The following is a 26,530-nucleotide window of genomic DNA, read 5'->3' as shown; positions in this document are numbered from 1 at the left end:
TGTCTTGTGCGGGTTGTGTGCGCCTGCGGCGGGCGGCCTCAAACGCCGGCCGGGCTGGGTGTGTGGTGGGTGCGCTTTCCGCTGGGTGCGGGGGCGGTTTTTGGGTGCGGCTCGGTTCGCGCCTGCGGCGGGCGGCCTCAAGCGCCGGCCTGGCTGGGTTTGTGGTGGGTGCGCTTTCCGCTGGGTGCGGGGGCGGTTTTTGGGTGCGGCTCGGTTCGCGCCTGCGGCGGGCGGCCTCAATCGCCGGCCGGGCTTGGGTGTGTGGTGGGTGCCGGGGGTGGGGCCTCCGGGCTGGGGACCTGGAACGCGGTGCGGTTGCCGTGAGGCGTATTGGGTGCTGTGAAGTCGCACCGCGTTCCAGAACCCCACCCTCCGACCCCACCCCCTCCCACCGGAGAGCGACATCGGGTTGTGGGGTGCGCCACGCTTTCCCTTTCGCCCGCCCGGGGCGCTCATTCCAGCCCGGGCGCGCCATGCTTTTGTCTTTCAGCCCGTCCGGCGATTGAGGACGCGGCCGCAGGCCGCTCCCGCCGCAGGCGGCGAACCGGCCCGCAGCTCGGGGTCTGGGGCGGAGCCCCCCACGCGGCGGAGCCGCACATCAGACGCAGCCGGGAAGGGGCGGGGTAGGGGAACAAGCCCGCCGCAGGCGCAAGCAACCCGCAGCCAGGGGGCGGGGCGGAGCCTCACGCCGCGGAGCCGCGCAGAGCAGACGCAGCCGGGAAGGGGCGGGGCCGGGGAACGGCGCCGCCCCCGCGTCAAGCCTTCGCCTTCTCGTCCTCCAGGAACTCCCTGATCTGTTCGCGCAGCTCAGGCCCCTCCTGGTGCTTGTGCACCGAGATCGCGTGCTGGGTCGCGGCTTCGAGGACCTCGTCCTCCTCGCCCGTGATGGTGAGCGTGCAGTTCGTCTCGCTGGGGAACCTGCGGCAGTCGGCGACTTTCCTGGTCATGACAGCCTCCCGGGTGGGCTCTCTTCCAGGGTAGTTCCGGGGCGGGACCGTCAGTCGAACCAGCGGGCCCGCGCCAGCTCGGTGGTGCGGGACAGGTCCTCCAGCAGCGCCGCCGCCTCGAAGCGGCGGGACCACGCGCCGGCCGCCCAGGCGAGGCCGGCCGCCACCCCTTCCAGCGTCGTCGCGTGCAGCACGCCGTCCTGCCCGAGGCACCAGTCCAGCTCGACGCCGCCGACGACGAGCCCCTCGTGCTCGACGTACGTCTCCGGCGCGCCCGGCAGCAGCGCGCGCACGCCCTCCGGCACGCTGCGCTCCGCGCCCTCGCCGTCGGGGACGCGCACGGCGAAGACCTCGCTCAGCCGCCGCACCTGGAGCAGCTCCGCCAGCTCCGCCGCCCGCGCGGGCCGTACGGGCAGCAGCGGGTGCCCAGCCGCGAGCGGGAGCACGTCGGGCGCGTCGGCGACCAGCGCGTCGGCGGCGTCCACGACGCGGACCTCGCCGTCGACGACGGCGCGGAGCTCGTCCGGCAGGGTGACCTGGTCGGGGTCGAGCCCGGCCAGGATGCCGTAGACGGCGTGCAGTTGGGCCGCGTCGACCTCGCGGTCCTCGTCGGCGAGCCGCCCGAGCAGCTCCGCGGCGCCGCCCGGCTCGTCGAGGAGCGCGGCCACGGAGGTGCGTACGCCCAGCGCGCGCAGCACCTGGTCGTCGGCGAGCCCGGCCGCGTCCGCCGGTTCGTACAGCCCGCGCAGCAGCGGGTCGCCGCCCGCGACGCGCAGCCCGGCGGGCCTGCGGCCGTCGAGCACGGGGTGGCCGCGCAACCACCAGGCGGTGTAGGGGCGTACGGACTCCGTCGTGCCGTCGGGCAGCAGGACGCGCACGGGCGCGGTCAGCGCGTCCCGCAGCGGCGGCCGCGCCAGCATGGCGAGCGCCCGCGGCCAGGCGTCGTCGTCGACGAGGTCGAGGTCGCGCACGGCGACGATCTCGGTGGCGACGGGCGGCACGGACGTCTCGGGCAGCTGGTCCAGGACATCCTCGCACCAGACGTCGACGGCTTCGAGGAGGCCGACGTCGTCGGGTTCGGCGAAGTCGGTGTCGCGCGGCTCCAGTTCGTCCGGGTCGAGGACGACGTCCGTGGCGCGTACGAGCGCGAAGGTGGCCATCACGCCCACGGCGGTCAGCGGCTGCTCGCCCCAGCGCTCGGCGAGCTCGGCGTCGCAGGCGGCGAGCTCGCCGGGGCGGATGACGCTCTCGAAGGGGCTGCCGGGCAGCACGAGTTCACCGGCGGGGGCGAGCTCGCCGTCCTCGTCGGGCAGGGCGAGCGCGGCGAGCCAGGGCTCGTCGCCGGGGGCGAGATTGGCGTCGCGCACGAGCCCGAGAACGGTCTCGGCGAGGGCCTCGCTGTCGAGGGCGTCCTCGTCCCAGACCTCGTCGGCGTCGAGCGACGCGGCGACGGCGGCCCGCACCTGAGGGGTCGTCAGGATCGCGCGGGCCGAGGCGGGCGTGGCGCCGAGCTTCTCCAGCAGCGGGTGGGCGGCGTCGGGGTGGACGACCTTGAGGCCGAGCCGGGACAGCCGCTCCGTGCCGCCCGGCGGCGGCAGCAGGACCTGCCGGGGGCCGATGGCCGTGCGCCCGCCCTCGGCGAGCGGCACGGGCAGGCCGCTGAGCCGGTCGGGGTCGACACCGGCGAGGCTGTCGTAGAGCCTGCGCCACCACGAGGGCTCGCGGTCGACACCCGCGAGCCGGTCGACGGCCTCGCCCAGCGGGACGCGCGTGATGCCGAGCGCGCGCAGCTCGGGACGGCGCTCCAGCCCGGCGGGCAGCAGGTTGGGGAACAGCTCGCCGAGCACGGCGGCGGTCTCCGCCCCGGCGCCCTCGACGACCTCGGCGTCGACGGGCCGCAGGGGCTGCGCGTACGCCTCCCGCGCGTCCTCGGGCACGTCGGCGGGCCGCACGGCACGCGGCAGGAAGGGCACGCGGGGCAGCCGCTCCAGGACCAGCCGCCGCACCTCCGCGTCCACGGCGCCGCTGGCCAGCGGCGAGGGGACCAGGTCGAGGGTGCCGGAGGAGACGGGCTGCCAGTCGCGCAGCAGCGCGGTGTACGCCTCGGCGGCGCGCTCGACGAGGAAGTCGGTCAGCGGGCCGGGGGCGGTGTGCCGGCGGGTGGGTTCGAGGGGGAAGGACGCGATGAGGAGGGCGGGCAGGCCCACCGGCTCGTCGGTGGGCGTGGGGGCGTGCAGCACGGGCGCGGTCTCCGGCCGTGCGGGCGCGCCGTCCGGACCCACCGGCACCGCCCAGGCCAGCGACCAGTGGGGGCGCAGCTTCTCCTCCACCGGCCGGTCGGCGAGCAGCTCCGGCTCCAGCCGCCCGGCCGCGCGCTCGACGCGCCAGCGGGTCGCGGCGCCGCGCGCGGTGTCGCGGACGAGGACGTACGGGCCCTCGTCGCGCCGGTCCAGGATGCGTACGGGCTCGCCGGGCAGCTCGACGACGACCTCGGCGAGGCCGGGCAGGGCCAGCAGCAACGCGTCGTCGACCCCGGCCAGCAGACGCCGGGTCAGGTCCTCGGCGGCGCCGTCGCGCAGCGGCAGGACGACGACGGTCTCGTAGCCCTCGGGCGCGGAGCCCTCGGCGGGCAGCGGGAGCCGGAGCAGCGGCACGTGGCCGTCGCGGCGGCGGATCTCCTCGGCGAGGTCGCGGTTGCCCGCGGCGGCCCCGGCGGCCAGCGCCTGCGCCTCCGCGAGCGACCAGCGCACGCCGCCGGAGCGGCCGATGACGGCGGGCTCGTCGCTGACGGCCAGCACGGCGGAGAAGCCCACACCGAACCGCCCGACGGCCTCCCGGGCCTCGTCGCGCTTGGCGGAGGCCCGCAGCGTGGCCAGCGAGGCGACACCGGCGTTGTCGAGCGGCGCACCGGTGTTGGCGGCGGCGAGCACGGCGGGCCCGCCGCCCGTGGCCGGGTGCAGGGTCAGCCGCAGCCTGCCGCGCACGCCGGCCCGCGCGGCGGCGTCGGCGGCGTTCTGGGCGAGCTCGACGACGAGGCGGTCGCGATAGCCGCCGAGGACCAGATCCTCCTCGGCGTTGGCGTCCTCCCGGAACCGCGCGGGTGCGGTGATCCAGGCGTCCAGCGCGTTGCGCCGGAGCCGCATGGTCCCGAACGGGTCCGTGCCATCGGCTTCGCGGGGCGCGGATCGGATGCCGCTCACGTCTACTCCCTGACCTTGGGGTTGCTATGGCTGAACGTCCGTCGGGCGCGGTTGCGCGGTGCGAGTTGAGGGCCCATCATCACCCTCCCCTTGGCCGCCACTCCGATTACCCCACTAGTAAGAGTGTCTGCTAAGCCCCCACACCCCCCACGCGCCCGCCGCGCCGAAGCGAGGTTTTCACCCAGCTGCACGTATCCACCGGCGGGAGGGGGTGGGGCCGGAGGGTGGGGTTCTGGAACGCGGTGCGTTATTGCGGTACGCAGTACGGACAAGGGCGCCCGCACCGCGTTCCAGGTCCCCAGCCCGGAGGTCGCACCCCCGGCACCCACAACCCAGCCCGTCCGGCGCTTGAGGACACGCCCGAAGGGCGTCCCGCCGCAGGCGGCAACGGACCCGCACCCGACACCGCCCCGCAAAGCGCAGCGAACCCGCAGGCTACGAGTGCCCGAGCTCCTCGTCAGGCCCATCGGCCGAGACGGATCCGGCCGAAGACGAAGGCCGAAGCTGAAGCGGATCCACCAGCGTCTCGTCGATCACAGGAGCGGAAGGCCGCGGAGCCTTCGGCATGACCGCCGCCTCGGAGTGCCCACCGCACCCGTAGGACAGCGACACGACATGCCCGTCCGCCGGCCCGAACTCGTTCGCGCAGATGCCGAACGCCTGCCCGAGGGAGCCGCCGAGGCGCACGAGGAAGCCGCAGCTGACGCAGGACGCGGGGGCGGCCTGGGCCATGGGGGTCTTGGCGCCGTGGGTGTCGTCCCAGCGGTCGGCCGCGGAGTGGAGGCCGTAGCGGGAGAGGACGCGGGCGCGCCGCATGCCGAGTTCCTCGGCGACGGCGGCGATGGAGCCGCGGGCGGGCGGCACGGCCTGGGCGGCGGGGGAACCGACGGTGACATCGGCGTCCTCGGCGTCGCCGAGGCGGTCCATCTCCTCGGCGAGGGCGGAGTTCGGCGGCGGGGCGTCCTCGCCGGTCCAGCCGGGCTCCAGGCGGAGGTCGTCGGCCTCGGTGGGCAGGAGGTCGCCGGGGCCCATGTCACCGGGGCGCAGCCGCTCGCTCCAGGGGACCCACTCGGGGGCCAGGAGGGCGTCGGGGCCGGGCAGCAGGACGGTCTCGTCGAGGGTGACGACCTTGGCGCGGGAGGCGCGGGCGACGGTGACGGCCCAGCGCCAGCCGCGGTAGCCGGGGTCCAGGCAGGCGAAGTAGTGGGTGACGACGCGGTCCCCGTCGGCGGCGACCTCGACGTGGTCGCCGACCATGCCCGGCAGCGCCGCTTCCTCAGCGGCCGTACGGGCGAGTTCGACCGCCTCGGCGCACAGGCGGTCCGGGGTACGGCTTCGCATCGCAGCACTCACAAGAATCGATTCTCTCTTCCACGCCGTCTCACGAGTGCGCCAGCCGAACGGCCGGGTCGGCGGACGGAGCGGACCGGAGGACCGCGTCGACGTCCGCGCCCGAACGGCCTCGGGCGCACCTAGTCACTCCCATTCTGCGGGATGGAGACTCGGGGCGCGGCCAAGAACGACCACCGGTGGCGCGCTACGCACGCTACCCCGCCAGGACACCCGGGGGATACCCGGGCTTCGGCGAGCCCCCGGCCGGGCCGACGGGCGGGGCGCCGGGCGCGCCCCACGGATGGGGGGAAAGCACCACGCCCGGTGGCAGTTGGGGCAGTATGGCGTGGTGGGAGCCATCCGGTCAGCCGAAGGCGGCCCGCTCCGCCGTACGGCCCGGGGCGTCGGCCGCGTGTTGCGCAGCCCGTTCACGTGGGCGGGGCGGGGCGTCCGCAGGGCCACGCACGCGCACGGGGCGGGCGAGTCGGGGCTGGGCAAGCTGATCGAGCTGCACGCCGTGCACTCGGCGGGCGACATGCTGATCACCGTGGCGCTGGCGTCGACGGTGTTCTTCTCGGTGCCCACGGACCAGGCGCGTGGCCGGGTGGCGCTGTATCTGGCGGTCACGATGGCGCCGTTCACCCTCCTGGCCCCGGTGATCGGCCCGCTGCTGGACCGGCTGCCGCACGGCCGCCGGGCGGCGATGGCGGGCGCGATGATCACGCGGGCGGTGCTGGCGCTGACGATGTCGGGCGCGGTGGCGAGCGGCGGGCTGGAGCTCTATCCGGCGGCGCTGGGCGTGCTGGTGGCGTCGAAGGCGTACGGCGTGGTGCGGTCGGCGGTGGTGCCCCGGCTGCTGCCACCGCGCATCTCCTTGGTGAAGGCCAATTCCCGGGTGACGCTCGGCGGGCTGCTGGCCACGGGAGTGGCGGCCCCGCTCGGCGCGGGGCTGCACCAGCTGGGACCGGCGTGGCCGTTGTACGGGGCGTCGGTCGTGTTCGCCGGGGGCACGCTGCTGTCGTTCTCGCTGCCGCACAAGGTCGACTCGGCGAAGGGCGAGGCGAGGGCGCAGCTGGTCTCCGGCGAGCACCGCTCCCCGCTGCGGCCCGCGCTGGAGCGGCACCGGAGCACCGTGCGGCGGAAGACCGGATGGCAGGGGTGGCCGGGACGGCAGAAGAACGGCAAAGCGCCCCGGCCGGGCCTGCGCACCGTCGGCAGCTCGGTGCTGCACGCCCTCCAGGCCAACAGCGCCATGCGCGTGCTGTCGGGCTTCCTCACCTTCTTCCTGGCCTTCCTGCTGCGCGTACACCCGATCGGGGGGCTGAGCCCGGCGTTCTCCCTGGGCGTCGTGGGCGTCGCGGCGGGCGGGGGCAACGCCCTGGGCACGGCGATCGGCGCGCTGCTGCGCTCGCGCGGCCCGGAGAAGACGATCGCGCTGGTGCTGACGCTCTCCCTGGGGGCGACGGTGGCCGCGGCCGCCTTCTTCAGCGCCTTCTTCGTGGCGGTCGTGGCGGCCGTCGCGGGCATCTCGCAGGCGCTCGGCAAGCAGTCGCTGGACTCGCTGATCCAGCGGGACGTCCCGGAGGAGGTGCGCACCTCGGCGTTCGCCCGTTCCGAGACGCTGCTCCAGATGTCCTGGGTGGTGGGCGGGGCGATCGGCATCGTGCTGCCGCTCAACGGCACCCTGGGCATGGCGGTGGCCGCGGGGGTCCTGGCGCTGGGTGTCGTCACTGCCGTACGGGGCCTGCTGACGGCGGCCCGGCGCGGCTCGCCGCACCCGCGCGTGGCGTGAGTGGACGGGCCCGATAGCCTGCGCGCATGACCGATGCGTTTTTCCAGGGCAAGCGCCGACGTGCCGCTGCCGCTGTCGGCGCCGTCGCCTTCGGCCTCGTCGCCCTTTCCGCCTGCGACAAGCCGACGCCCCTGGCGACGGTGTCCGTCGGCTCCACCACGGTGACCACCGAGGCCGCCTGCTTCGACGAGAGCAAGACGCTCGACCAGTCGGGCCTCCAGAAGTGCCTGGCCGACAAGTCGGTCAAGAGCATCAAGGTGAAGCAGGGCGAGAAGATCCGGGTGGGCGTCGAGCCGAAGATCGCCGACGAGAGCTGGTTCGTGGTGGCCGGCAACCAGCCGCGCTCGAACCAGACGAAGCAGACGTACACCTCGCTCGAGGGCGACCAGCTCTTCTACAACCAGCAGATGGGCACCCTGGACAAGTCCACGGTCCTGTCGGTCGTCAGCAAGAACGGCGTGTGGAGCGTCAAGCTCGAGCTCGACAAGGACTGACGGCCCGGAGGCCCCGCTGATGCGCGTACTCGTCGTCACCGCCGTCGCCGCGGAGCGTGACGCGGTCACCCGCGGCGCGGCGGGGGCCACCGCCCCGGCCGGCGGCCCGGTGGAAACCGTGGAGCTCGCCGTGCCGGGCTTCGTGCTGCACCGCACCGCCACCGCGGCCGGCCCCCTCCCGCTGGTCGTCGACGCGCTGGCCGCCGGAGTCGGCCCCGCCGCCGCTGCCGCGGGCACCGCGACCGCGCTGACGGCCGCGGCGGTCTCCGGCGGCCCGTACGACCTGGTGGTCTCGGCGGGCATCGGCGGCGGGTTCACGGGCGCGACGGCGGGGGCCCCGGTGGGTTCCCTCGTCGTTTCCGACGCGATCGTCGCCGCGGACCTGGGCGCCGAGACGCCCGAGGGCTTCCTCCCGGTGACCGAGCTGGGCTTCGGGACCGTGGAGCACCGGCCGCCCGAGGCGCTCGTGCGGGCCGTGGCCGAGGCGACGGGCGCCCGGCGCGGTGAGGTGCTCACCGTGTCGACGGTGACGGGTTCCGCGGAGCGCGCCCGCGCGCTGGCGAAGCTGCGTCCCGGCGCGCTGATCGAGGCCATGGAGGGCTTCGGCGTGGCCGAGGCCGCCGCGGCGCACGGGGTGCCGGTGCTGGAGATCCGCGCGGTGTCCAACCCCGTCGGCCCGCGCGACCGCGCCGCATGGCGCATCGGTGATGCCCTGGCCGCCCTCGCGGGCGCGTTCGCGGCGCTGCCCGGGGCCCTCGCGACGGAGCCCCTCCCGCACGTCAACGATCTTCCGGAGGCCCGCCCCGCGCCAGCCCCCGCAGCACCGCCACCGCACGCGAGGAGGACCCCATGAGTGAACCGCTCAAGATCGCCTATTCGCCCTGCCCCAACGACACCTTCGTCTTCGACGCCTGGGCGCACGGCCGCGTCCCCGGCGCCCCGGCCCTCGACGTCACCTTCGCCGACATCGACATCACCAACGGCATGGCCGAGCGCGGCGAGTTCGACGTGCTGAAGGTGTCGTACGCGGAGCTGCCCTGGGTCCTGGAGGAGTACGCGCTGCTGCCGTGCGGCGGCGCCCTGGGCCGGGGCTGCGGCCCGCTGGTGCTGACCCGCGAGCCGGGCGAGGCCGCGGGGCTCGCCGGGAAGACGATCGCGGTGCCGAGCGAGCGCTCGACGGCCTATCTGCTGTTCCGGCTGTGGGCCGCGGCGGAGGTGCCGGGCGGGGTCGGCGAGGTCGTCGTCCTGCCGTTCCACGAGATCATGCCGGCCGTCAAGGAGGGCAAGGTCGACGCCGGACTGGTGATCCACGAGGCGCGGTTCACGTATCAGCGGTACGGGCTGCACTGCCTCGCCGACATGGGCCAGCACTGGGAGTCGACGACGGGGCTGCCGATCCCGCTCGGCGCGATCATCGCCAAGCGCTCGCTGGGCGCGGCCCGGCTGCGTGAACTGGCGCAGGCGGCACGGACGTCGGTGCGGATGGCCTGGGAGGACCCGGCGGCGTCCCGGCCGTATGTGCTGGCGCACGCCCAGGAGATGGACCCGGCGGTCGTCGACCAGCACATCGGGCTCTACGTCAACGAGTTCACCGCCGACCTCGGTGAGGACGGCTACGCCGCGGTGCGCGGGCTGCTGACCCGCGCCGCGGCCGAGGGGCTGGTGCCGCCCCTCGGCCCGGAGGCACTGGAGTTCGCCTGACGGTCGGCCCGGCAGGCTTTTCCCCGCACCTCCGTCGAGCGGGAGCGGTGGTCAGACGTCCAGCTGGTCGGCCACCGCCCGCAGCATTCCGGCGATCTTCGCGCCATGGGCCTTGTCGGGGTAACGGCCGCGCTCCAGCTGCTGGGTGACGTTCTCCAGGAGCGTGGTGAGGTCCTGCACGATCGACGCCAGCTCGTCGGGCTTGCGGCGCTGTGCGGCCGCGACCGACGGGGCGGGGTCGAGGAGCGTCACGGTGAGCGCCTGGTCGCCGCGCTGGCCGGCCACGACACCGAATTCCACCCGCTGTCCGGGCTTGAGGGCGTCCACCCCGTCCGGGAGCACCGAGGAGTGCACGAAGACGTCTCCGCCGTCGTCGCGGGAGAGAAAGCCGAAGCCCTTCTCACTGTTGAACCACTTGACCTTGCCGGTAGGCACGTCTGTCCTCGTCCTCGTATCTCGTCGGAATTACGGAAAACGTCTGCAATCAACGGAAAAACAGCTCTTGATAGCACTACAGCGGGTCGCAAGACCCGCTACCCCCAAGGCTAATGGTCCCGGGCCCGGTGACAAGACGTCCTTTTCCGTGCGGCGCCGGGGGCGAAAGGAGCCACCGCGCCGTCGGCTATGGATCTACCCTGGTCAGGTGAGTAGCGAAACTCCCCGGGACGGGGATCTGCTGGTACGCGTCGGCGCCATCGTCTTCCTCGTGGGCGCGGTGGCCACCCTGGCGACGGTCGCCCCCCTCTTCCTCGGCGCCCATCCGCTGCCGCCGGCAGCGTACTTCGTCTGCATGCTGATGGGGGTCGGATTCCTGATCGCCGCCGCCGGAGTGCTGCGTTCCGTCGCGGCGCAGCGCCGTCAGGCGCGGGCCTCGCTCGCGGCGGCGGTCCCGGACGGCGCGGCCGCCTCGCGGTAGCCGCGCAGCCAGCCGGGGAAGGCCGTGAGGTCGGCGAGGAGCACATCGGCCCCGGCGGCGCGCAGTTCGTCCTCGTCACAAGGGCCCGTCGCGACCGCTACGGACAGCGCACCCGCCGTACGCGCGCCGCGCACGTCCCCGGTGTGGTCGCCTACGTAGACCGTCGCACCGTGCGCGCGCAGCGCCGTGGCCTTGCCCTCCGCCCAGAGGTCGCCGACGAGCGCGTCGGGGGCGAGCCCGAGGTGGTCGAGGTGCAGCCGGGCGTTGCGCTCGTACTTCGCGGTGACGACGACCGACCGCCCGCCCAGCTCCCGGACGGCGGCGAGCGCCTCGCGCGCGCCCGGCATGACGGGTGACGCGGCGATCGCGAGCGTGGGATAGACCGCGCGGTAGTCCGCGGCGGCCTCGGCGACGCGGTCCGCGGGGAACCAGTTGGCGAGCTCCTGCTCCAGCGGCGGGCCCAGCCTGCTGCACACGAGGTCGACGTCGATGCGCGTGCCCGTGGTGGCGGCCAGCGACTCGTAGGCGGCGCGGATGCCCGGCGCGGAGTCGATCAGGGTCAGGTCGAGGTCGAAGCCGACCGTGAAGGAGGGCCGGTCCTGGTGCCGCTGGTGCGAGGTCATGCCCCACATTCTGCCGCGATGCCCGACCCGTACACTTAGCGTTGCCTAACTTCCCCAGGTACGAGCCACGAAGTGGAAGCGATGTCAGCCGCCGTCCCGATCAGCAGCCCAGGGTCCCCACGGGTCCGGCGCCGCGTCGGCTGGACGGCGGCCGCGGTCGTCGCCCTGCTGGCGGCGGTGCTGTTCAGCCTCGCCGTCGGAGCCCGCGCCACCGCGCCCTCCCAGGTCTTCGACGCGCTCTGGCACGGCACCCCCGGCAAGGCCACAGCCGTCGTGCGGGACATGCGGCTGCCCCGCACGGTCGTCGGGCTGATGGTGGGCGCGGCACTCGCCATTGCCGGAACGGTTCTTCAGGGCATCACCCGCAACCCCATCGCCGACCCCGGCATCCTCGGCATCAGCCACGGCGCCTCGCTGGGCGTGGTCCTCGCGATGACCTTCGCCGGGGTGCAGACGCTGTCCGGCTATGTGTGGTGGGCCTTCGCGGGCGCGGCACTCGCCTCCGTCGCCGTCTACGCCGTCGCCGCGCGCGGCCGCGGCGGCGCCACTCCCGTGAAGCTGGCGCTGGCCGGTGCCGCGATCAACGCGCTGCTGCTGTCCGTCGTGCACGGCGTCCTCACCACCCACGCCGCCGTCCTGGACCGCTTCCGCTTCTGGCAGGTCGGCTCGCTGCCCAGCCAGGACACCGGGATCGCGGGCCAGATCTGGCCGTTCCTGCTGGTCGGCGTGGTGCTGGTGCTGAGCGTGGCCCGCGGCCTGGACGCCCTCGCGCTCGGCGAGGACGTCGCCAAGGGGCTCGGCCAGAACGTCGCGGCCGTGCGGATCGTCGGCGGCGTCGGCGCCACGGTGCTCACCGGCGTGGGCGTCGCGGCGGCCGGCCCGATCGCCTTCGTCGGCCTCGCCGTCCCGCACATCGCCCGCGCGATCGTCGGCACCGACCACCGCTGGCTGCTGCCGATGGCCGCGCTCATCGGGCCCGTGATGCTGCTGGTCGCCGACACCGTCGGCCGGATCGTCTTCCCGCCGAGCGAGGTCCCCTCCGGGGTGATGACGGCGCTCATCGGGGTGCCCTTCCTGATCGCGCTCGTCCGCCGCAAGAAGGCGGTGGCCGCGTGACGTCCACGCTGTTCCGCCCCGCCGGCCACACCCTCGTACGCGCCGGACGCGCCTCCTTCCTCGTCCACCGGCGGGCCACCGGCGTCGCCCTCGCCCTGGCCGCGCTGCTGGCCGCCGCGTGCCTGGCGTACCTCTGCGCGGCGCAGTCCTTCGTGTCGCCGGCCGAGGCCCTGAAGGTCGTCCTCGGGCAGCCGTCGCCGGAGGAGCTCACCGTCGGCACCTTCCGGCTACCCCGGATGACCGTGGGCCTGCTCGTGGGCGCGGCCTTCGGCGTGGCCGGGGCGCTCATCCAGACCGTCTCCCGCAACCCCCTGGCCAGCCCCGACATCATCGGCGTCACCCAGGGCGCGAGCGCGCTGACCGTCGGCGCGCTCACCTTCGGCGTCACCTCGTACGCCTTCCTGCCCTACCTGTCCGTCATCGGCGGGCTGCTCGCGGCGGCCCTCGCCTACCTCTTCGCCTGGCGCGGCGGGCTGCACGCCACCCGCTTCGTGCTCATCGGCATCGGCTTCGCGGTCGCGCTGCGGTCGCTGACCAACCTCTTCATGACCAAGGGCGACTACCTCGTCGCCCAGCAGGCCAAGGTGTGGATGACCGGTTCGCTCGCCGACCGGGGCTGGGACGAGGCCGTGCCGGTGGCCTGGGCGCTGCTGCTGCTCGCGCCGTTCGTCTGCTGGGCGGCCCGCGCGCAGCGCACCGTCTCGATGGACGACGACACCGCGACCGCGCTCGGCGTCCGGCTGAACCGGGTCCGGCTCGGCCTCGCCGTCCTCGGCGTCGTGCTGGCCTCCATCGCCACCGGCGCCGCCGGGCCCGTCGACTTCGTCGCCCTGCTCGCCCCGCAGCTGGCCCGCCGCATGACGCGTACGGCCCAGATCCCCCTGCTCTGCTCGGCGCTGACCGGCGCCGTCATCGTGATCGTCGCGGATCTGCTCGGCCGCAGGCTCTTCGAGCCGAACCAGCTGCCCGTGGGCGTCCTGACCGCCGCCGTCGGCGCCCCCTATCTGATCTGGCTCATCATCAGGGGCCGCACCGGAGGAAAAGCGTGACCGAGACCAGCGTGACCGGGACCGGCGACCGCACGGCCCGGCTCACCGCCCGCGACCTGACCCTCGCCTACGAGGACCGCACCGTCGTCGACGGGCTCGACGTGGACGTCCCGGACGGCGCCGTCACCGTCATCGTCGGCCCCAACGCCTGCGGCAAGTCGACCCTGCTGCGCGCCCTCGGGCGCCTGCTCAAGCCGGCCCGCGGCGCCGTCCTCCTCGACGGCACCGAACTCTCCCGCATACCCACCCGCACCATCGCGCGGTCCCTCGGCCTGCTCCCGCAGACCCCCGTCGCCCCCGAGGCCATCACCGTCGCCGACCTCGTCTCCCGCGGCCGCCAGCCGCACCAGCGCTGGTGGCAGCAGTGGTCGGAGGACGACGAGCGCGCCGTCACCGAGGCACTGACCCGCACGGACACGGCCGCCCTCGCCGAGCGCTCCGTCGACGAACTCTCCGGCGGGCAGCGGCAGCGCGTGTGGATCGCGATGGCCCTCGCCCAGGAGACGGACCTGCTGCTCCTCGACGAACCCACCACATATCTCGACATATCCCACCAGGTGGAGGTCCTCGACCTCTGCCGCCGCCTCAACCACGAGCGCGGCCGCACCGTCGTCGCCGTCCTCCACGACCTCAACCAGGCGGCCCGCTACGCCGACCACCTGATCGCGATGCGGGCGGGCCGGATCGTGGCCCAGGGCCCGCCGTCGGACATCGTGACGGCCGAGCTCGTACGCGACGTCTTCGGCCTGGAGTCGGTCGTCGTCCCGGACCCGGTGACGGGCAGTCCGCTGGTGGTGGCGGGCCGGCCGTGGGAGTCGGAGCGGGCCGCCGGCTGACGGCTCAGCCGGGGCGGCGCGAGCGCCAGACGACGTACAGCGCCGAGGCGACGGCAGCCGCGCGCACGACCCAGGGCCAGGAGTCCGACAGCGCCGCGCCCAGGCCGCCCTCCGGGATGGAATCGCCCCAGCGGCCCTCCGTACGGCCCCACAGCCAGACCGCCCAGGCCCCGAGCGTCAGCCCCGGGACGCCCATGACCGCCCACTGCGACTCGTTGTGCGAGAGCTTGCGCGTGAAATAGGCCAGCGCCCATCCGGCGGCGAGCACGAACCAATTGCCCAGCACCGCGCCCACGAGCAGCACCAGCGCCACCAGGAGCAGCAGCACGCTCACGGGCTCCCCGTCCGGGCGGCGCAGCAGGCTGGGGCGGCGCCGGGTCTCCCCGGCCTCCTCGGCCATGGCCTCGTCGTCCGGCTCCGCCTCCACGGCCTCGGCCGGCACTCCGTCCACCGGCTCGCGGGGCGGCGGCTTCAGTATCTCGGGGATCTCGATGCCGCCGACGAACCCGTGCACCGCCTCCCCCTTGCCGAACGGCCCCGGGTCCACCCGCCACCAGTCCGGCACCTCACCGGCGGGGCCGAGCTCCTCCGCGGGCGCGAGGTGCGGCGGCGCCACGGCGGGCACGCCCCGGGCGGGCTCCTCCTCCCGGCGCTGCGCCGGAACCCTGCCGCTCTCGGCGGTCACGAACCCGTTCGCGTCCGCCACGGCCTCGTCCGGCGTGCCGAGCCCGGAGAGGATGCGCTGCACGGCGGCGGGAGTGTCCGCCCCCTCGGACGATCTGCGACGCTCGATCTCCGTACGCAGACGGGACACGAGCCGCATGCGGTCGGCGGAGGTCAGCGCGGTGCGTTGCGCGATGTCGCCGACTCGGCTCAGGTAGTCAAAAACCAGCTGATCGCTCTCGATCCCCACCGAATCCCCTAAGACCGCTCGTGCTCCGACGGTACCGGGTCCCTGCGGGGCGGGCGGTGTTGTTCGGGGTTCTGCCGGTTGTCGAGTGCGGGTTGTTGTCCGCCTGCGGCGGGCTCCCGATGTGCGGATGCGTCGGCTGACGCGCAGCGCCTGCGGCGCTAGTCCTCAAACGCCGGACGGGCTGGTTTTTCAGCCCGTTGGGGCACCTCTGGGGGCACCCCCGGACGGAGTCTAGGGGAGGTAGCTGGGGGAGTTTGAGGACAACGCGCGAAGCGTGTTGCGGGGGTCTGGGGGCTTGCCCCCAGTTTCGGGAAGGGGCGGGGTAGGGGAACAAAGCGCCGCAGGCACACGGACCCGCACCCAAAAGCGACCCGCACCCCAACGCAGACCGACAGCAAAGCGCAGCGGACCGGTACCGTAAGCAGAATGACCACCCCGCGCCGCCCCGCCGACAGAACCGGCGCCCCCCGCACCCTCGCGGAAGAGCTGCGCGGCAGGCCCGACAACGCCCTCGCGGCCCTCCTCGTCGCCCGGCCGGACCTGCTCAACCCCGTCCCCGGCGACCTCACGCAGCTGGCCACCCGCGCCGGGACCCGCGCCTCCGTCGTCCGCGCGCTGGAGCGGCTGGACCGGTTCGCCCTACAGGTCGCGGAGGCGCTCGCGGTCGCCCCGGACCCCTGTCCGTACGCCACGCTGGACGCGCTGATGAGCGGGGACGAGGCCGCGGACCCCCGCGTCTCCCGCGAACTGCCGCGCGCCCTGGGGACGCTGCGCGACCAGGCCCTGGTCTGGGGCGGCGAGGACCGGCTGCGCCTGGTGCGCACGGCACGCGAGTTGCTCGCGCCGAGCGCCGCGCACCCCTCCCCCACCGGCCTCGGCCCGTCCGTCGCGGAGGCCACGGCGGGCATGTCCCCGGGGCGGGTCCAGCAGATCATCGCGGCGGCCGGGCTGCCCGCGACACACGATCCGGTGACGGCCGTCGACGCGCTGACGGAACTGTTCGAGGACCGTACGCGCATGGCCGCCCTGCTCGCCCAGGCGCCCGCCGACTCGGCGGCCGTCCTCGGCAAGCTGCTGTGGGGCCCGCCGTACGGCACGGTCACCGCCGACCCCGCCCCGCACCTGCGCTGGCTGCTCGACCGCGGCCTGCTGCTGTCCGCCGGGCCGGGCAATGTGGTGCTGCCCCGCGAAGTCGCCCTGCACCTGCGCGCCGGGCGCGCGCACCGCTCGCCCGAACCGGTGGCTCCGGAGCTCGCCCCCGTGACCGAGCACGCGGAGCGGACGGTGGACGCGACGGCGGCCGGCCAGGCGTTCACCGCCCTGGCCACCGTCGAGGAGCTGCTCAAGGAGTGGGAGACCGGCGGCCCGCTGGTGCTGCGCGCGGGCGGCCTCAGCGTCCGCGACCTCAAGCGCACGGCCGCCGTCCTCGACACCACGGAGCAGGCGGCCGCCTTCTGGGTCGAGCTGGCGTACGCGGCCGGACTGCTCGCCTCCGACGGCGAGGTCGACGAGCGGTACGCCCCGACGCCCGCCTACGACGAGTGGCTCAAGCTGCCCGCCGAACAGCGCTGGGCGCGGCTGGCCACCGCCTGGCTCGCCGCCACCCGCGCGGCCGGGCTCGTCGGCGGCCGGGACGCCAAGGCCCGTACGCTCGCCGCGCTCGGCCCCGACCTCGACCGCGGCCCGGCCCCCGAGGTCCGCCACCGCGTCCTCGCGCTCCTCGCCACCCTGCCGCCGGGCGCCTCCGTCTCCCCGGACACCCTCCTGGCCCGGCTGCACTGGGAGCGCCCGCCGCGCGTCACCACCGGCGCCGAGGAGGACCTCCGCACCCGCCTCGCCCGCTGGTCCCTGACCGAGGCCGAACTGCTCGGCGTCGTCAACCGCGGCGCCCTCTCCGCCCACGGCCGTGCCCTGCTCCCGCCCGTCGACGAGGCCCACGCCGTATGGCGGCCGCCGACCGATCCGGAGCTGGGCGCCGCGGGCGTACGGGCCGCCGCGCTCCTCGCCCCGCTGCTGCCCGAGCCGCTCGACCACATCCTGCTCCAGGCCGACCTCACGGCCGTCGCCCCCGGCCCGCTCGTCCGGCCGCTGGCCCAGACGCTGGGCATGCTCGCCGACATCGAGTCCAAGGGCGGGGCCACGGTCTACCGCTTCACCCCCGCCTCCGTGCGGCGGGCCCTGGACGCCGGGCGGACCGCCGACGACCTGAAGGCGTTCCTCACCGCGCACTCGCGCACGCCCGTGCCGCAGCCCCTCGCCTATCTCGTCGACGACGTCGCCCGCCGCCACGGCCATCTGCGGGTGGGCGCCGCCTCGTCCTACCTCCGCTGCGACGACGAGGCCGTCCTCGCCGAGATCCTCGCCGACCGCCGCTCCGCGCACCTGCGGCTGCGCCGCCTCGCCCCGACGGTGCTGGCCGCGCAGGCGGCACCGGACGCGCTCCTCGCGGGCCTGCGCGACATGGGGTACGCGCCCGCCGCCGAGTCCGCCGAGGGCGACGTGCTGATCGCCCGCGCCGACGCCCACCGCACCCCTCCCCGCACGGCCCCGGCCCCCGTCCCCGAGGGCCCGCCCGCCCCCGACGCGACGCTCCTGGGCGCGGCGGTACGGGCCATCCGCGCGGGCGACATGGCCGCCACGGCCGAACGCAAACCCGCCCCCGACACGGCCCCCGGCCACCTCCCCCGCACGACCTCCGCGGACACCCTCGCCGCGGTCCAGGCCGCGGTCCTCACGGGCACGCCGGTCTGGATCGGCTACGTCAACGCGGAGGGCTCGGCGAGCCAGCGTGTCATCGCGCCGGTACGGGTGGAGGGCGGCTTCGTGACGGCTTACGACCACACGGCGGACGAGATCCGCACGTATCCCTTGCACCGGATCACTGGCGTGGCGGAACTGGCGGACGATCCGGCGTAGCGCCGACTGCGTCTGATGGGCCCCGCGGGGTACGGGCCGGTTGGCGCCTGCGGCGGGCTTCTTCCCCTACCCCGCCCCTTCCCGGCTGCGTCTGGGGGCGCTGCCCCAGCCCCCTGCCCGCGGGCGGGTCGGCGCCTGGGGCGGGCATTTTCCCCTACCCCGCCCCTTCCCGGCTGCATCCAATCTGCGGCTCCGCCGCGTGGGGGGCGCTGCCCCAGACGCCCGAGTGCCGGCCGGTGGGCGCCTGCGGCGGGCATTTTCCCCTACCCCGCCCCTTCCCGGCTGCATCTAATTTGCGGCTCCGCCGCGTGGGGGGCGCTGCCCCAGACGCCTGGCCGCAGGCCGGTTGGCGCCTGCGGCGCTTCCTTCCCCTACCCCGCCCCTTCCCGAAACTGGGGCTCCGCCCCAGACCCCGAACCTGCGGGCCCGTTGGCCGCCTGCGGCGGGAGCGGCCTGCGGCCGCGTCCTCAAACTCCCCCAGCTACCTCCCCCAGAGGTGCCCCCAACGGGCTGAAAACAAAAGCATGGCGTGCCCCGAAGCCTGATGCTGCCCTCCGGCGGGAGGGGGTGGGGTCGGAGGGTGGGGTTCTGGAACGCGGTGCGACTTCACAGCACCCAACACGCCTCACAGCAACCGCACCGCGTTCCAGGTCCTCAGCCCGGAGGCCCCACCCCCGGCACCCACCACACACCCAAGCCCGGCCGGCGATTGAGGCCACGCCCGAAGGGCGTCCCGCCGCAGGCGCACACAACCCGCACCCAACAAACGACCGCAACCCACCCCACCGCTATACCCTGGACGTTTGGCCGGAAGAAATGGGTGAAGCGTTGAACGGACCCCTGATCGTCCAGAGTGACAAGACGTTGCTGCTGGAAGTGGACCACGACCAGGCGGACGCGTGTCGTCGGGCGATCGCCCCGTTCGCGGAGCTGGAGCGCGCGCCGGAGCACATCCATACGTATCGGGTCACGCCGCTCGGGCTGTGGAACGCGCGGGCCGCCGGGCACGACGCCGAGCAGGTCGTCGACGCCCTGGTGGCCTACTCCCGGTATCCCGTGCCGCACGCCCTGCTCGTCGACATCGCCGAGACGATGGCCCGCTACGGGCGGCTCAAGCTGGTGAAGCACCCCACGCACGGTCTGGTCCTGGAGTGCACGGACCGGCCGGTGCTGGAGGAGATCCTGCGGTCGAAGAAGATCCAGCCGCTGGTGGGGGCGCGGATCGACCCGGACACGGTGGCCGTGCACCCCTCCGAGCGCGGTCAGGTCAAACAGACGCTGCTGAAGCTCGGCTGGCCCGCCGAGGACCTCGCGGGTTACGTCGACGGCGAGGCGCACCCCATCGAGCTGCGCGAGGACGGCTGGGCCCTGCGGCCGTACCAGAAGCAGGCCGTGGAGGGCTTCTGGCACGGCGGGTCCGGTGTGGTCGTGCTGCCCTGCGGCGCCGGCAAGACGCTCGTGGGCGCGGGCGCGATGGCGCAGGCGAAGGCCACGACGCTGATCCTGGTCACCAACACGGTCTCCGCGCGGCAGTGGAAGCACGAGCTGGTCAAGCGGACGACGCTGACCGAGGACGAGATCGGCGAGTACAGCGGCACGAAGAAGGAGATCCGGCCGGTCACCATCGCCACGTACCAGGTCCTGACGACGAAGCGGAAGGGCATCTACCCGCACCTGGAGCTCTTCGACTCCCGGGACTGGGGTCTGGTGGTCTACGACGAGGTGCACCTGCTGCCCGCGCCGGTCTTCAAGTTCACCGCCGACCTCCAGGCGCGCCGCCGCCTCGGCCTGACCGCCACGCTCGTGCGCGAGGACGGCCGCGAGTCGGACGTCTTCTCGCTCATCGGCCCGAAGCGCTTCGACGCCCCCTGGAAGGAGATCGAGGCGCAGGGCTACATCGCGCCCGCCGACTGTGTCGAGGTCCGCGTCAATCTGACGGACAGCGAGCGGCTGGCGTACGCGACGGCCGAGACGGAGGAGAAGTACCGCTACTGCGCGACCACGGCCACCAAGCGGAAGGTCACGGAGGCGCTGGTCGCCAAGCACCAGGGTGAGCAGACGCTGGTCATCGGCCAGTACATCGACCAGCTCGACGAGTTGGGCGAGCACCTGGGCGCGCCGGTCATCAAGGGCGAGACGACGAACGCCCAGCGCGAGAAGCTCTTCGACGCGTTCCGCCAGGGCGAGCTGAGCGTCCTGGTGGTCTCGAAGGTCGCCAACTTCTCCATCGACCTGCCGGAGGCGACGGTCGCCATCCAGGTGTCGGGCACCTTCGGCTCCCGCCAGGAGGAGGCGCAGCGCCTGGGCCGGGTCCTGCGACCGAAGGCGGACGGCCACGAGGCGCGGTTCTATTCGGTGGTGGCGCGTGACACGGTCGACCAGGACTTCGCGGCCCACCGCCAGCGCTTCCTGGCGGAGCAGGGCTACGCGTACCGCATCGTGGACGCGGATTCCCTGCTCGCGGGCGAGGAGGCGTAAGGGGTCGGCGGAGGAACGGGGCGGCGGAACCCAGGTCGTGTCTGGGGGCGTGTCCTCAAACGCCGGACTGGCTGGTTCTGGCTGATGTGGGTGCTCAATCCAGCCCGTCCGGCGTTTGAGGACACGCCCGAAGGGCGTTCCCGCCGAAGGCGGCAGACGGCCCGCAGACTGGCCACGAGCCGAGGCACCCGCGTTCAACCGCGCCGCGCGTCCTCGTACTGCCCGAGGAGGACGACGCTGACGGCCGCGCCGGTGAAGGCCTTGATCGCGCGCAGGGCGGCGGCGAAGGAGAAGGGCGTGGTGTCCGGGGTGACGGATGCGGTGGTCATGTCGTCCATGATGGTTTCCGGCCGCCGACGCCACATCGCCCTGCTGGTGTAAACCCCGTGGCGCTGCCGTACGACCCAAGACTCATGCCGCCCCCTACGGAAGTGTGAGGGCGACCCTGAGAAGGGCCAGGGGCGCGTCGAAAAACCATTCGCACGCCTCCTCCGTGCTGGCTACAATCGCCCGTCCTGCCGCCTCCCGCACGCATCCGGGAGCGGCCCCGTCCGGTCGGAAACCGGCGGGTCCCGCTCGTCCACAGCACTCTCCCGGAGGCCATGCCGTGCCCGCGCAGCAAGTGACCGAAGCCGACGCCCCTCTCGAACGCGAGCGCGCCCACCTCTCCTCCTCCCGGGCGGCCCTGCGCGCGATGCGCGCGGACGTCGAGTCCCTGGACATCAAGGACGTGACCGCGAACTGGGTCAACGCGGCTGTCCTGCAACGCCAGATCGACGACCGCATCACCGCGCTCGCCGACCTCGCGCACACCCCGCTCTTCTTCGGCCGCCTCGACTATCTGCACGCGCCCGGGGCTGAACAGGCGGAGGGCGCGGACGGCGAGCGGTTCTACATCGGGCGCCGGCACGTCCACGACGCGGACGGCGACCCGATGGTGATCGACTGGCGCGCGCCCGTCTCGCAGCCGTTCTACCGGGCGTCGAAGAAGGACCCGATGGACGTCGGCACGCGGCGCCGGTTCGGCTACACCGGCGGCGAGTTGACGGCGTACGAGGACGAGGACCTCACCGACACGGCGGGCGCCGAGCGGACGAGCCGGCTGCTCCAGACGGAGATCGAGCGGCCGCGCGTCGGCCCGATGCGGGACATCGTCGCGACGATCCAGCCGGAGCAGGACGAGATCGTCCGCGCGGACATCGGCGGCACCGTGTGCGTGCAGGGTGCCCCGGGCACCGGCAAGACCGCCGTCGGCCTGCACCGTGTGGCCTATCTGCTCTACGCCCACCGCGAGCGCCTCGCGCGCACCGGCACGCTCGTCGTCGGCCCGAACCGGTCCTTCCTGCACTACATCGAGCAAGTCCTGCCCGCGCTGGGTGAGTTGAACGTCGGGCAGGCCACCGTCGACGACCTCGTCGCCCACGTCGAGGTCCGCGGCGCGGACACCGCCGCCGCGGCCTGCGTCAAGGGCGACGCCCGCATGGCCGAGGTGCTGCGGCGGGCTGTGCGGTCCGGGGTGACGATGCCCACCGAGCCGCTGGTCGTCGTGCGTGGTTCGCGCCGGTGGCGGGTCCCGGCGTACGAGATCGAGGAGATCGTCCGCGAGCTACTGGCCCGCGACATCCGTTACGGAGCGGCGCGCGACGCCCTGCCGCAGCGCATCGCCCACGCCGTGCTCGTCCGCATGGAGGCCGCGGGCGAGGCACCGGACGACCGCGTGCAGGACGCGGTGGCCCGCAACGCGGCGGTGAAGGCGCTGGTCAAGACGGTCTGGCCGCTGGTGGACCCGGCCAAGCTGGTGCTCCGGCTGCTCACCGACGCGGAGTTCCTGGCCGAGCACGCGGAGGGCCTCCTCACGCCGGAGGAGCAGGCGGAGATCCTCATGGCCAAGCCCGCCCGGAGCGTGAAGTCGGCCAAGTGGTCGGCCGCGGACGCGGTGTTGATCGACGAGGCCGCCGACCTCGTGGCCCGCACGCCGTCGCTCGGGCACGTGGTCCTGGACGAGGCGCAGGACCTCTCCCCCATGCAGTACCGCGCGGTGGGCCGCCGCTGCACGACGGGCTCGGCGACGATCCTCGGCGACCTGGCCCAGGGCACGACCCCGTGGGCGACCCGCAGTTGGGCGGAGGCCCTCACCCACCTGGGCAAGCCGGACGCCACCGTGGAGGAGCTCACGCAGGGCTTCCGCGTCCCCCGCGAGGTCATCGCGTACGCGTCCCGCCTCCTGCCCGCGATCGCGCCGGAGCTCAACGAGGCGACATCCGTACGAGAAGCGGCGGGCGACTTCTCCGTACGCTCCGTCACCGCAGACGAACTCGACACGACGGTGGTAAAAGCCTGCCACGAGGCCCTGAAGCACGAAGGCTCGACCGGCCTGATCGCAGCGGACGCACGCATCCCCACCCTGGCCGCGGCACTGGAGAAAGCCGGCCTCCCCTACCTGGCCCCGGGCGAGGAAACAAGCGCCGAGGCCCGCCTGACCCTGGTCCCGGCAACACTCGCGAAGGGCCTGGAGTACGACTACGTGGTCCTGGACGAACCGGAACGCGTGGTCGCGGGAGAACCGGACGAACGAACGGGCCTGCGCCGCCTCTACGTGGCACTGACCCGAGCGGTATCAGGCCTGACGGTCATTCACGCACAGCCGCTACCGGCCGAATTGGGCTGAGGACACACTCCGGCGGGAGGGGGTGGGGTCGGAGGGTGAGGTTCTGGAACGCGGTGCGTCTTTACAGCACTCAATACGTAGAACGGTGCCCGCACCGCGTTCCAGGTCCTCAGCCCGGAGGCCCCACCCCCGGCACCCCCACAAACCAGCCCGGCCGGCGCTTGAGGCCACCTACATCAAGCACAGCACACCCGCAGACAAAAACCGGTCACCCCCCAAGCGCCTCCCGCCACACCGAAACCGCCGAAGCGGAAACCGGCGCACCCCACCCGCCAGGCCGAGCCGCCCCGCCGATATGGAACCCGGAAACGCCGGCCCCCAGAAGCACCGGCACATGCTTCAACTGAAGCCCCCCGCCCACCAGGATGCGAGGTTCGTACCCCGGCTCGTCCCCCCGCGCCGCCTCGGCGAGCAGCGTGGCGATGCCGTCGTCGACGCCGGAGGCGGCCCCGGCGGTGAGGTAGGTGTCGAGCCCGGGGAAGTCGGCGAGCTGCTTGCGCAGGGCGTCCCGGTCGGCGGCCCGGTCGATGGCACGGTGGAAGGTCCACCGGGCCCGCGGCCCGATCGCGTCGGCGAGGGCGGCGACGGCGGTGAGGTCGGCCCGGCCGTCGTCGGTGAGAAAGCCGAGGACGAACTCGTCGGCACCCTCGGCGGCCAGCGCCCGGGCAGAGTCGCAGAGGGCGGAGAGCTCGGCGGCGCTCCCGGCGGAGAAGCCGTCGGCGGCGCGGAGCATGACGCGCACGGGGAGGGAGACGGCCGCGCGGACGGCGGCGAAGGTCGCGAGGGAGGGGGTGAGCCCGTCGGCGGCCATGTCGGTGACCAGTTCGAGGCGGTCCGCCCCTCCGGCCTGGGCCGCCACCGCGTCCTCGGGGGTGAGCGCGATGACCTCGAGAATTGGTCTAGACATGTAGCACAGAGTGCCACACCGGCGCCCGGCGTCAAAAGCGGTACTCCACAATTGGCCTATGGCAGACACGCCCGAGCACCCGTCCGGCCCCGCGCTGCGCGCCCGCTGGCGGGACACCGTCGTGCGGGCCCGCGGCGGCGCCACCGCCCCGGACCCCGCCCCCTACGCGGAGGACCTGCTGCGCCGCTGGTCGGAGCCGCAGCGCCGGTACCACACGGTCGATCACCTGGCGGCGGTCCTCGACCGGGTCGACGAGCTGGCGGCGTACGCGGAGGACGTCGACACGGTGCGCTTCGCGGCGTGGTTCCACGACGCCGTCTACCGCCCGGACCGCTCGGAGAACGAGGAGCGCAGCGCGCACCTCGCGGAGCGCGCCCTGCCGGAGCTGGGCCTGGACGCGGACCGGACGGCGGAGGCCGCCCGGCTCGTACGGCTGACGGTGACGCACGACCCGGCCGAGGGCGACCGCAACGGCGAGGTGCTGTGCGACGCGGACCTGGCGGTGCTGGCGGGGGCGCCGCAGGAGTACGCGGCGTACGCCGCGGCGGTCCGGGAGGAGTACGCCTTCGTGCCCGACGCGGCGTTCCGCGAGGGCCGGGCGGGGGTGCTGCGGCACCTGCTGGGGCTGCCGTGCCTCTTCCGCACGCGGCTGGGGCACGACCGCTGGGAGCCGACGGCCCGCCGCAACCTGCGCACGGAGCTGGAACTGCTGACGGCGTAAGGGTGCGGGTCCGTTGCGCCTACGGCGGGAGCGCCCTTCGGGCGCGTCCTCAAACTCCCCCAGCCACCTCCCCCAGACTCCGTCCGGGGGTGCCCCCAGAGGTGCCCCCAACGGGCTGAAATTGCGCACCCACATCAGCCAAATCCAGCCCGTCCGGCGCTTGAGGACAACGCGCGAAGCGTATTGCGGGGTCTGGGGCGCAGCCCCAGTTTCGGGACGGGGCGGGGTAGGGGAACAAAGCCCGCCGCAGGCGCAAGCAACCGCCCCGGCCACCGCCTAAAGCAAACCCCCCGCCGGCGGCGAATGCTTAGGCCGGCGCAGCCCCGAAGCCACCAGCAGCCCCACCAGCTCCTTGCTGCCCACCTCCCGCGCGCCCATCTGCACGGCCCGGCCGTACGACGTCGACGGGATGTCGTAGTGATCACGGTCGAACGCCCGCGCGGGGGCGCCGAGCCGCGCCGCGAACTCGTGCAGCTCGTCGAACGACACGTCGCTGACCAGGTGGGACCACATGCGTCCGTGACCGGGCCAGGTCGGCGGGTCGATGTAGAGGGTCACCGCAGTGCCGCCCCCAGCGACCCCACGCGCGCCACCAGCACCGTCTGCTTGGCGCAGGCCCAGTGCGGGTCGGGGCCGAGCTCGGGCTCGACCTCCAGGGCGTGCGGGTCGCCGGCGTCCGTGCAGACCGGGCACAGGGGCCACCGGCCGTGCCGCTCCAGCAGGGCGTCCTGGACGTCCTGGGCGACGAGCCCCACGACGTACGCCACGCCCTCCGGCCACTGCTCGACCCACCACCGGCGGTGGACCACCGCGTCCTCGACGAGGGAGACGACGTCGGCCTCCGCCACGTCACCGGCCATGAGGTCGGCGAGGACGAGGGCGCGCGCCGTGTGCAGTGCCTGTTCGAGCTCCATATGGTCCATTGTCCGGGACGGGGAGGGTTGACGGTTCACCGGTCCGAAAATACCTTTCATGAGGTGAGCAGCAAACTGAAAGAAACTTTCACCGCCGTCCCGGCACCCGCCGCCACACCACCGGCCCCCGGCGCGCTGGCCGCCAAGGTCCGCACGCTGGCGCCGTCGATGACACGCTCCATGCAGCGCGTCGCCGAGGCCCTGGCGGGCGACCCGGCGGGCTCGGCGGCGCTCACGGTCACCGGCCTCGCGGAGCGCACCGGCACCAGCGAGGCCACCGTCGTCCGCACCGCGCGCATCCTGGGCTACCCCGGCTACCGCGACCTGCGCCTGGCCCTCGCCGCGCTCGCGGCCGAGCAGGCGGCGGGCCGGGCCCCGGCGGTCACGGCCGACATCGCGGTGGACGACCCGCTGGCCGAGGTGGTCGCCAAGCTCGCCCACGAGGAGGCGCAGTGCCTGGCCGACACCGCCGCCGGGCTGGACACCGCGCAGCTGGAGCCGGCGGTCGGCGCGCTGGCCACCGCCCGGCGCATCGACGTCTACGGCATCGGCGCCTCCAACCTCGTCGGCCAGGACCTGGTGCAGAAGCTGCTGCGCATCGGCCTGATCGCGCACGCGCCCGCCGACCCCCACCTGGCCGTCACCAACGCCGTGCAGCTGCGGGCCGGTGACGTCGCCATCGCCATCACCCATTCGGGCCGGACCACCGATGTGATCGAGCCGCTGCGGGTCGCCTTCGAGCACGGCGCGACGACGATCGCGATCACCGGCCGCCCGGACGGGGAGATCGCGCAGTACGCCGACCACGTCCTCACCACCTCCACCGCGCGGGAGAGCGAGCTGCGCCCGGCCGCGATGTCGAGCCGCACCAGCCAACTGCTCGTGGTGGACTGCCTGTTCATCGGCGTCGCCCAGCGGACGTACGAGCGGGCGGCACCCGCCCTGTCCGCCTCCTACGAAGCCCTCGCCCACCGCCACGACCCCCGCCGCTGAGCCCCCGTTCCGGC

23 protein-coding genes are annotated in these 26,530 nt (G+C 74.2%); 13 read left to right on the top strand and 10 right to left on the bottom strand.

Annotation, left to right across the window (positions count from 1 at the left end; translation table 11 throughout):
- Positions 1–755: 755 nt before the first annotated feature.
- From ACFY1P_RS28650 to ACFY1P_RS28640, 3 genes are all read right to left on the bottom strand, one after another.
- Complete coding sequence (locus tag ACFY1P_RS28650; protein WP_361530302.1) at positions 756–947, bottom strand: DUF1059 domain-containing protein; 192 nt, start codon at positions 945–947, stop codon at positions 756–758.
- Positions 948–997: 50 nt separating this feature from the next.
- Positions 998–4,090 carry a sacsin N-terminal ATP-binding-like domain-containing protein gene (locus ACFY1P_RS28645; RefSeq protein WP_390752223.1) on the bottom strand — a complete coding sequence of 1,031 codons (3,093 nt, stop codon included), beginning with the start codon at positions 4,088–4,090 and terminating at the stop codon, positions 998–1,000.
- 492 nt (positions 4,091–4,582) lie between these two features.
- Positions 4,583–5,488 (bottom strand): DUF3027 domain-containing protein, encoded by a 906-nt coding sequence (locus tag ACFY1P_RS28640; RefSeq protein WP_361530299.1) that lies wholly within the window; start codon positions 5,486–5,488, stop codon positions 4,583–4,585.
- Positions 5,489–5,780: 292 nt separating this feature from the next.
- On the opposite strand from ACFY1P_RS28640, the gene ACFY1P_RS28635 reads away from it, so the two are divergent.
- The 4 genes from ACFY1P_RS28635 to ACFY1P_RS28620 are packed head-to-tail and all read left to right on the top strand — an operon-like array spanning position 5,781 to position 9,466.
- Positions 5,781–7,271 (top strand): MFS transporter, encoded by a 1,491-nt coding sequence (locus ACFY1P_RS28635; protein WP_390752220.1) that lies wholly within the window; start codon positions 5,781–5,783, stop codon positions 7,269–7,271.
- 26 nt (positions 7,272–7,297) lie between these two features.
- Positions 7,298–7,765 carry a DUF2771 domain-containing protein gene (locus ACFY1P_RS28630; protein WP_361530293.1) on the top strand — a complete coding sequence of 156 codons (468 nt, stop codon included), beginning with the start codon at positions 7,298–7,300 and terminating at the stop codon, positions 7,763–7,765.
- A 19-nt stretch (positions 7,766–7,784) separates the two neighbouring features.
- Positions 7,785–8,618 carry a futalosine hydrolase gene (locus ACFY1P_RS28625; protein WP_390752219.1) on the top strand — a complete coding sequence of 278 codons (834 nt, stop codon included), beginning with the start codon at positions 7,785–7,787 and terminating at the stop codon, positions 8,616–8,618.
- Positions 8,615–9,466 (top strand): 1,4-dihydroxy-6-naphthoate synthase, encoded by an 852-nt coding sequence (locus ACFY1P_RS28620; RefSeq protein WP_361530287.1) that lies wholly within the window; start codon positions 8,615–8,617, stop codon positions 9,464–9,466. Before ACFY1P_RS28625 ends, ACFY1P_RS28620 begins: the two co-directional genes overlap by 4 nt.
- 51 nt (positions 9,467–9,517) lie before the next feature.
- On the opposite strand, the gene ACFY1P_RS28615 is transcribed toward ACFY1P_RS28620, so the two are convergent.
- Entirely contained in the window at positions 9,518–9,901 is a 384-nt protein-coding gene (locus ACFY1P_RS28615; protein WP_046926517.1) for a cold-shock protein, read from the bottom strand.
- Between the two features lie 208 nt (positions 9,902–10,109).
- Here ACFY1P_RS28615 and ACFY1P_RS28610 point away from each other — a divergent pair, with 208 nt between their 5' ends.
- Positions 10,110–10,382 (top strand): hypothetical protein, encoded by a 273-nt coding sequence (locus ACFY1P_RS28610; RefSeq protein ID WP_361530283.1) that lies wholly within the window; start codon positions 10,110–10,112, stop codon positions 10,380–10,382.
- On the opposite strand, the gene ACFY1P_RS28605 is transcribed toward ACFY1P_RS28610, so the two are convergent.
- The gene (locus ACFY1P_RS28605; RefSeq protein ID WP_361530280.1) at positions 10,325–11,005 is read right to left on the bottom strand and encodes an HAD family hydrolase; all 681 of its coding nucleotides are present in this window, start codon (positions 11,003–11,005) and stop codon (positions 10,325–10,327) included. The two genes, ACFY1P_RS28610 and ACFY1P_RS28605, sit on opposite strands and share 58 nt — an antisense overlap.
- A gap of 81 nt (positions 11,006–11,086) precedes the next feature.
- Between ACFY1P_RS28605 and ACFY1P_RS28600 the strand changes: the two genes are divergently transcribed.
- Genes ACFY1P_RS28600 through ACFY1P_RS28590 form a run of 3 tightly spaced genes read left to right on the top strand, consistent with a single transcriptional unit; the run spans position 11,087 to position 14,006 of the window.
- Complete coding sequence (locus ACFY1P_RS28600) at positions 11,087–12,121, top strand: FecCD family ABC transporter permease (RefSeq protein WP_390752218.1); 1,035 nt, start codon at positions 11,087–11,089, stop codon at positions 12,119–12,121.
- On the top strand, positions 12,118–13,170 hold the full coding sequence (locus ACFY1P_RS28595; RefSeq protein ID WP_390752217.1) for a FecCD family ABC transporter permease: 1,053 nt from the start codon (positions 12,118–12,120) through the stop codon (positions 13,168–13,170). The genes ACFY1P_RS28600 and ACFY1P_RS28595 overlap by 4 nt, the downstream gene beginning before the upstream one ends.
- A complete protein-coding gene (locus tag ACFY1P_RS28590; RefSeq protein ID WP_361530271.1) occupies positions 13,167–14,006 on the top strand; it encodes an ABC transporter ATP-binding protein in 840 nt (279 codons plus the stop codon). Before ACFY1P_RS28595 ends, ACFY1P_RS28590 begins: the two co-directional genes overlap by 4 nt.
- Positions 14,007–14,010: 4 nt before the next feature.
- Here the strand turns inward: ACFY1P_RS28590 and ACFY1P_RS28585 are convergent, their stop codons facing one another.
- Positions 14,011–14,919, bottom strand: coding sequence for a hypothetical protein (locus ACFY1P_RS28585; protein WP_390752216.1), 909 nt, complete (start codon positions 14,917–14,919; stop codon positions 14,011–14,013).
- A 426-nt stretch (positions 14,920–15,345) separates the two neighbouring features.
- Here ACFY1P_RS28585 and ACFY1P_RS28580 point away from each other — a divergent pair, with 426 nt between their 5' ends.
- Together ACFY1P_RS28580 and ACFY1P_RS28575 are read left to right on the top strand one after the other, a co-directional pair.
- Positions 15,346–17,835, top strand: a complete 2,490-nt coding sequence (locus ACFY1P_RS28580) for a helicase-associated domain-containing protein (protein WP_390752215.1) — start codon at positions 15,346–15,348, stop codon at positions 17,833–17,835.
- An 828-nt stretch (positions 17,836–18,663) separates the two neighbouring features.
- Complete coding sequence (locus ACFY1P_RS28575; protein ID WP_390752214.1) at positions 18,664–20,313, top strand: DNA repair helicase XPB; 1,650 nt, start codon at positions 18,664–18,666, stop codon at positions 20,311–20,313.
- A 194-nt stretch (positions 20,314–20,507) separates the two neighbouring features.
- Here ACFY1P_RS28575 and ACFY1P_RS28570 read toward each other — a convergent pair whose 3' ends face one another.
- Positions 20,508–20,642, bottom strand: a complete 135-nt coding sequence (locus ACFY1P_RS28570) for a hypothetical protein (protein WP_361528058.1) — start codon at positions 20,640–20,642, stop codon at positions 20,508–20,510.
- A gap of 278 nt (positions 20,643–20,920) precedes the next feature.
- Here ACFY1P_RS28570 and ACFY1P_RS28565 point away from each other — a divergent pair, with 278 nt between their 5' ends.
- Positions 20,921–22,981: an ATP-binding domain-containing protein gene (locus tag ACFY1P_RS28565; RefSeq protein ID WP_361528056.1), complete on the top strand. Its 2,061-nt coding sequence runs from the start codon at positions 20,921–20,923 to the stop codon at positions 22,979–22,981.
- Positions 22,982–23,189: 208 nt separating this feature from the next.
- Here ACFY1P_RS28565 and ACFY1P_RS28560 read toward each other — a convergent pair whose 3' ends face one another.
- Positions 23,190–23,888 (bottom strand): copper homeostasis protein CutC, encoded by a 699-nt coding sequence (locus ACFY1P_RS28560; protein ID WP_361528054.1) that lies wholly within the window; start codon positions 23,886–23,888, stop codon positions 23,190–23,192.
- Positions 23,889–23,946: 58 nt separating this feature from the next.
- Here ACFY1P_RS28560 and ACFY1P_RS28555 point away from each other — a divergent pair, with 58 nt between their 5' ends.
- Complete coding sequence (locus ACFY1P_RS28555) at positions 23,947–24,609, top strand: hypothetical protein (protein ID WP_390752213.1); 663 nt, start codon at positions 23,947–23,949, stop codon at positions 24,607–24,609.
- Positions 24,610–24,885: 276 nt separating this feature from the next.
- On the opposite strand, the gene ACFY1P_RS28550 is transcribed toward ACFY1P_RS28555, so the two are convergent.
- Together ACFY1P_RS28550 and ACFY1P_RS28545 are read right to left on the bottom strand one after the other, a co-directional pair.
- A complete protein-coding gene (locus tag ACFY1P_RS28550; RefSeq protein WP_361528050.1) occupies positions 24,886–25,167 on the bottom strand; it encodes a DUF4031 domain-containing protein in 282 nt (93 codons plus the stop codon).
- Positions 25,164–25,523 (bottom strand): hypothetical protein, encoded by a 360-nt coding sequence (locus tag ACFY1P_RS28545; RefSeq protein ID WP_361528048.1) that lies wholly within the window; start codon positions 25,521–25,523, stop codon positions 25,164–25,166. Before ACFY1P_RS28545 ends, ACFY1P_RS28550 begins: the two co-directional genes overlap by 4 nt.
- 63 nt (positions 25,524–25,586) lie before the next feature.
- On the opposite strand from ACFY1P_RS28545, the gene ACFY1P_RS28540 reads away from it, so the two are divergent.
- Positions 25,587–26,516: a MurR/RpiR family transcriptional regulator gene (locus ACFY1P_RS28540; RefSeq protein WP_361528046.1), complete on the top strand. Its 930-nt coding sequence runs from the start codon at positions 25,587–25,589 to the stop codon at positions 26,514–26,516.
- The last annotated feature ends 14 nt before the right edge of the window (positions 26,517–26,530 follow it).

The sequence above is a fragment of the Streptomyces sp. NPDC001407 genome, assembly GCF_042895325.1.
Taxonomy (GTDB): Bacteria; Actinomycetota; Actinomycetes; order Streptomycetales; family Streptomycetaceae; genus Streptomyces.
Note: the sequence above shows the minus strand (reverse complement) of the source record. Positions and strands in the feature narration are given on the sequence as shown.

Coding starts and splice junctions, on each gene's coding strand:
- ACFY1P_RS28650 (WP_361530302.1), bottom strand. CDS start 947: ATGACCAGGAAAGTCGCCGACTGCCGCAGGTTCCCCAGCGAGACGAAC.
- ACFY1P_RS28645 (WP_390752223.1), bottom strand. CDS start 4,090: ATGCGGCTCCGGCGCAACGCGCTGGACGCCTGGATCACCGCACCCGCG.
- ACFY1P_RS28640 (WP_361530299.1), bottom strand. CDS start 5,488: ATGCGAAGCCGTACCCCGGACCGCCTGTGCGCCGAGGCGGTCGAACTC.
- ACFY1P_RS28635 (WP_390752220.1), top strand. CDS start 5,781: ATGGGGGGAAAGCACCACGCCCGGTGGCAGTTGGGGCAGTATGGCGTG.
- ACFY1P_RS28630 (WP_361530293.1), top strand. CDS start 7,298: ATGACCGATGCGTTTTTCCAGGGCAAGCGCCGACGTGCCGCTGCCGCT.
- ACFY1P_RS28625 (WP_390752219.1), top strand. CDS start 7,785: ATGCGCGTACTCGTCGTCACCGCCGTCGCCGCGGAGCGTGACGCGGTC.
- ACFY1P_RS28620 (WP_361530287.1), top strand. CDS start 8,615: ATGAGTGAACCGCTCAAGATCGCCTATTCGCCCTGCCCCAACGACACC.
- ACFY1P_RS28605 (WP_361530280.1), bottom strand. CDS start 11,005: ATGACCTCGCACCAGCGGCACCAGGACCGGCCCTCCTTCACGGTCGGC.
- ACFY1P_RS28600 (WP_390752218.1), top strand. CDS start 11,087: ATGTCAGCCGCCGTCCCGATCAGCAGCCCAGGGTCCCCACGGGTCCGG.
- ACFY1P_RS28580 (WP_390752215.1), top strand. CDS start 15,346: ATGACCACCCCGCGCCGCCCCGCCGACAGAACCGGCGCCCCCCGCACC.
- ACFY1P_RS28570 (WP_361528058.1), bottom strand. CDS start 20,642: ATGACCACCGCATCCGTCACCCCGGACACCACGCCCTTCTCCTTCGCC.
- ACFY1P_RS28560 (WP_361528054.1), bottom strand. CDS start 23,888: ATGTCTAGACCAATTCTCGAGGTCATCGCGCTCACCCCCGAGGACGCG.
- ACFY1P_RS28555 (WP_390752213.1), top strand. CDS start 23,947: ATGGCAGACACGCCCGAGCACCCGTCCGGCCCCGCGCTGCGCGCCCGC.
- ACFY1P_RS28545 (WP_361528048.1), bottom strand. CDS start 25,523: ATGGAGCTCGAACAGGCACTGCACACGGCGCGCGCCCTCGTCCTCGCC.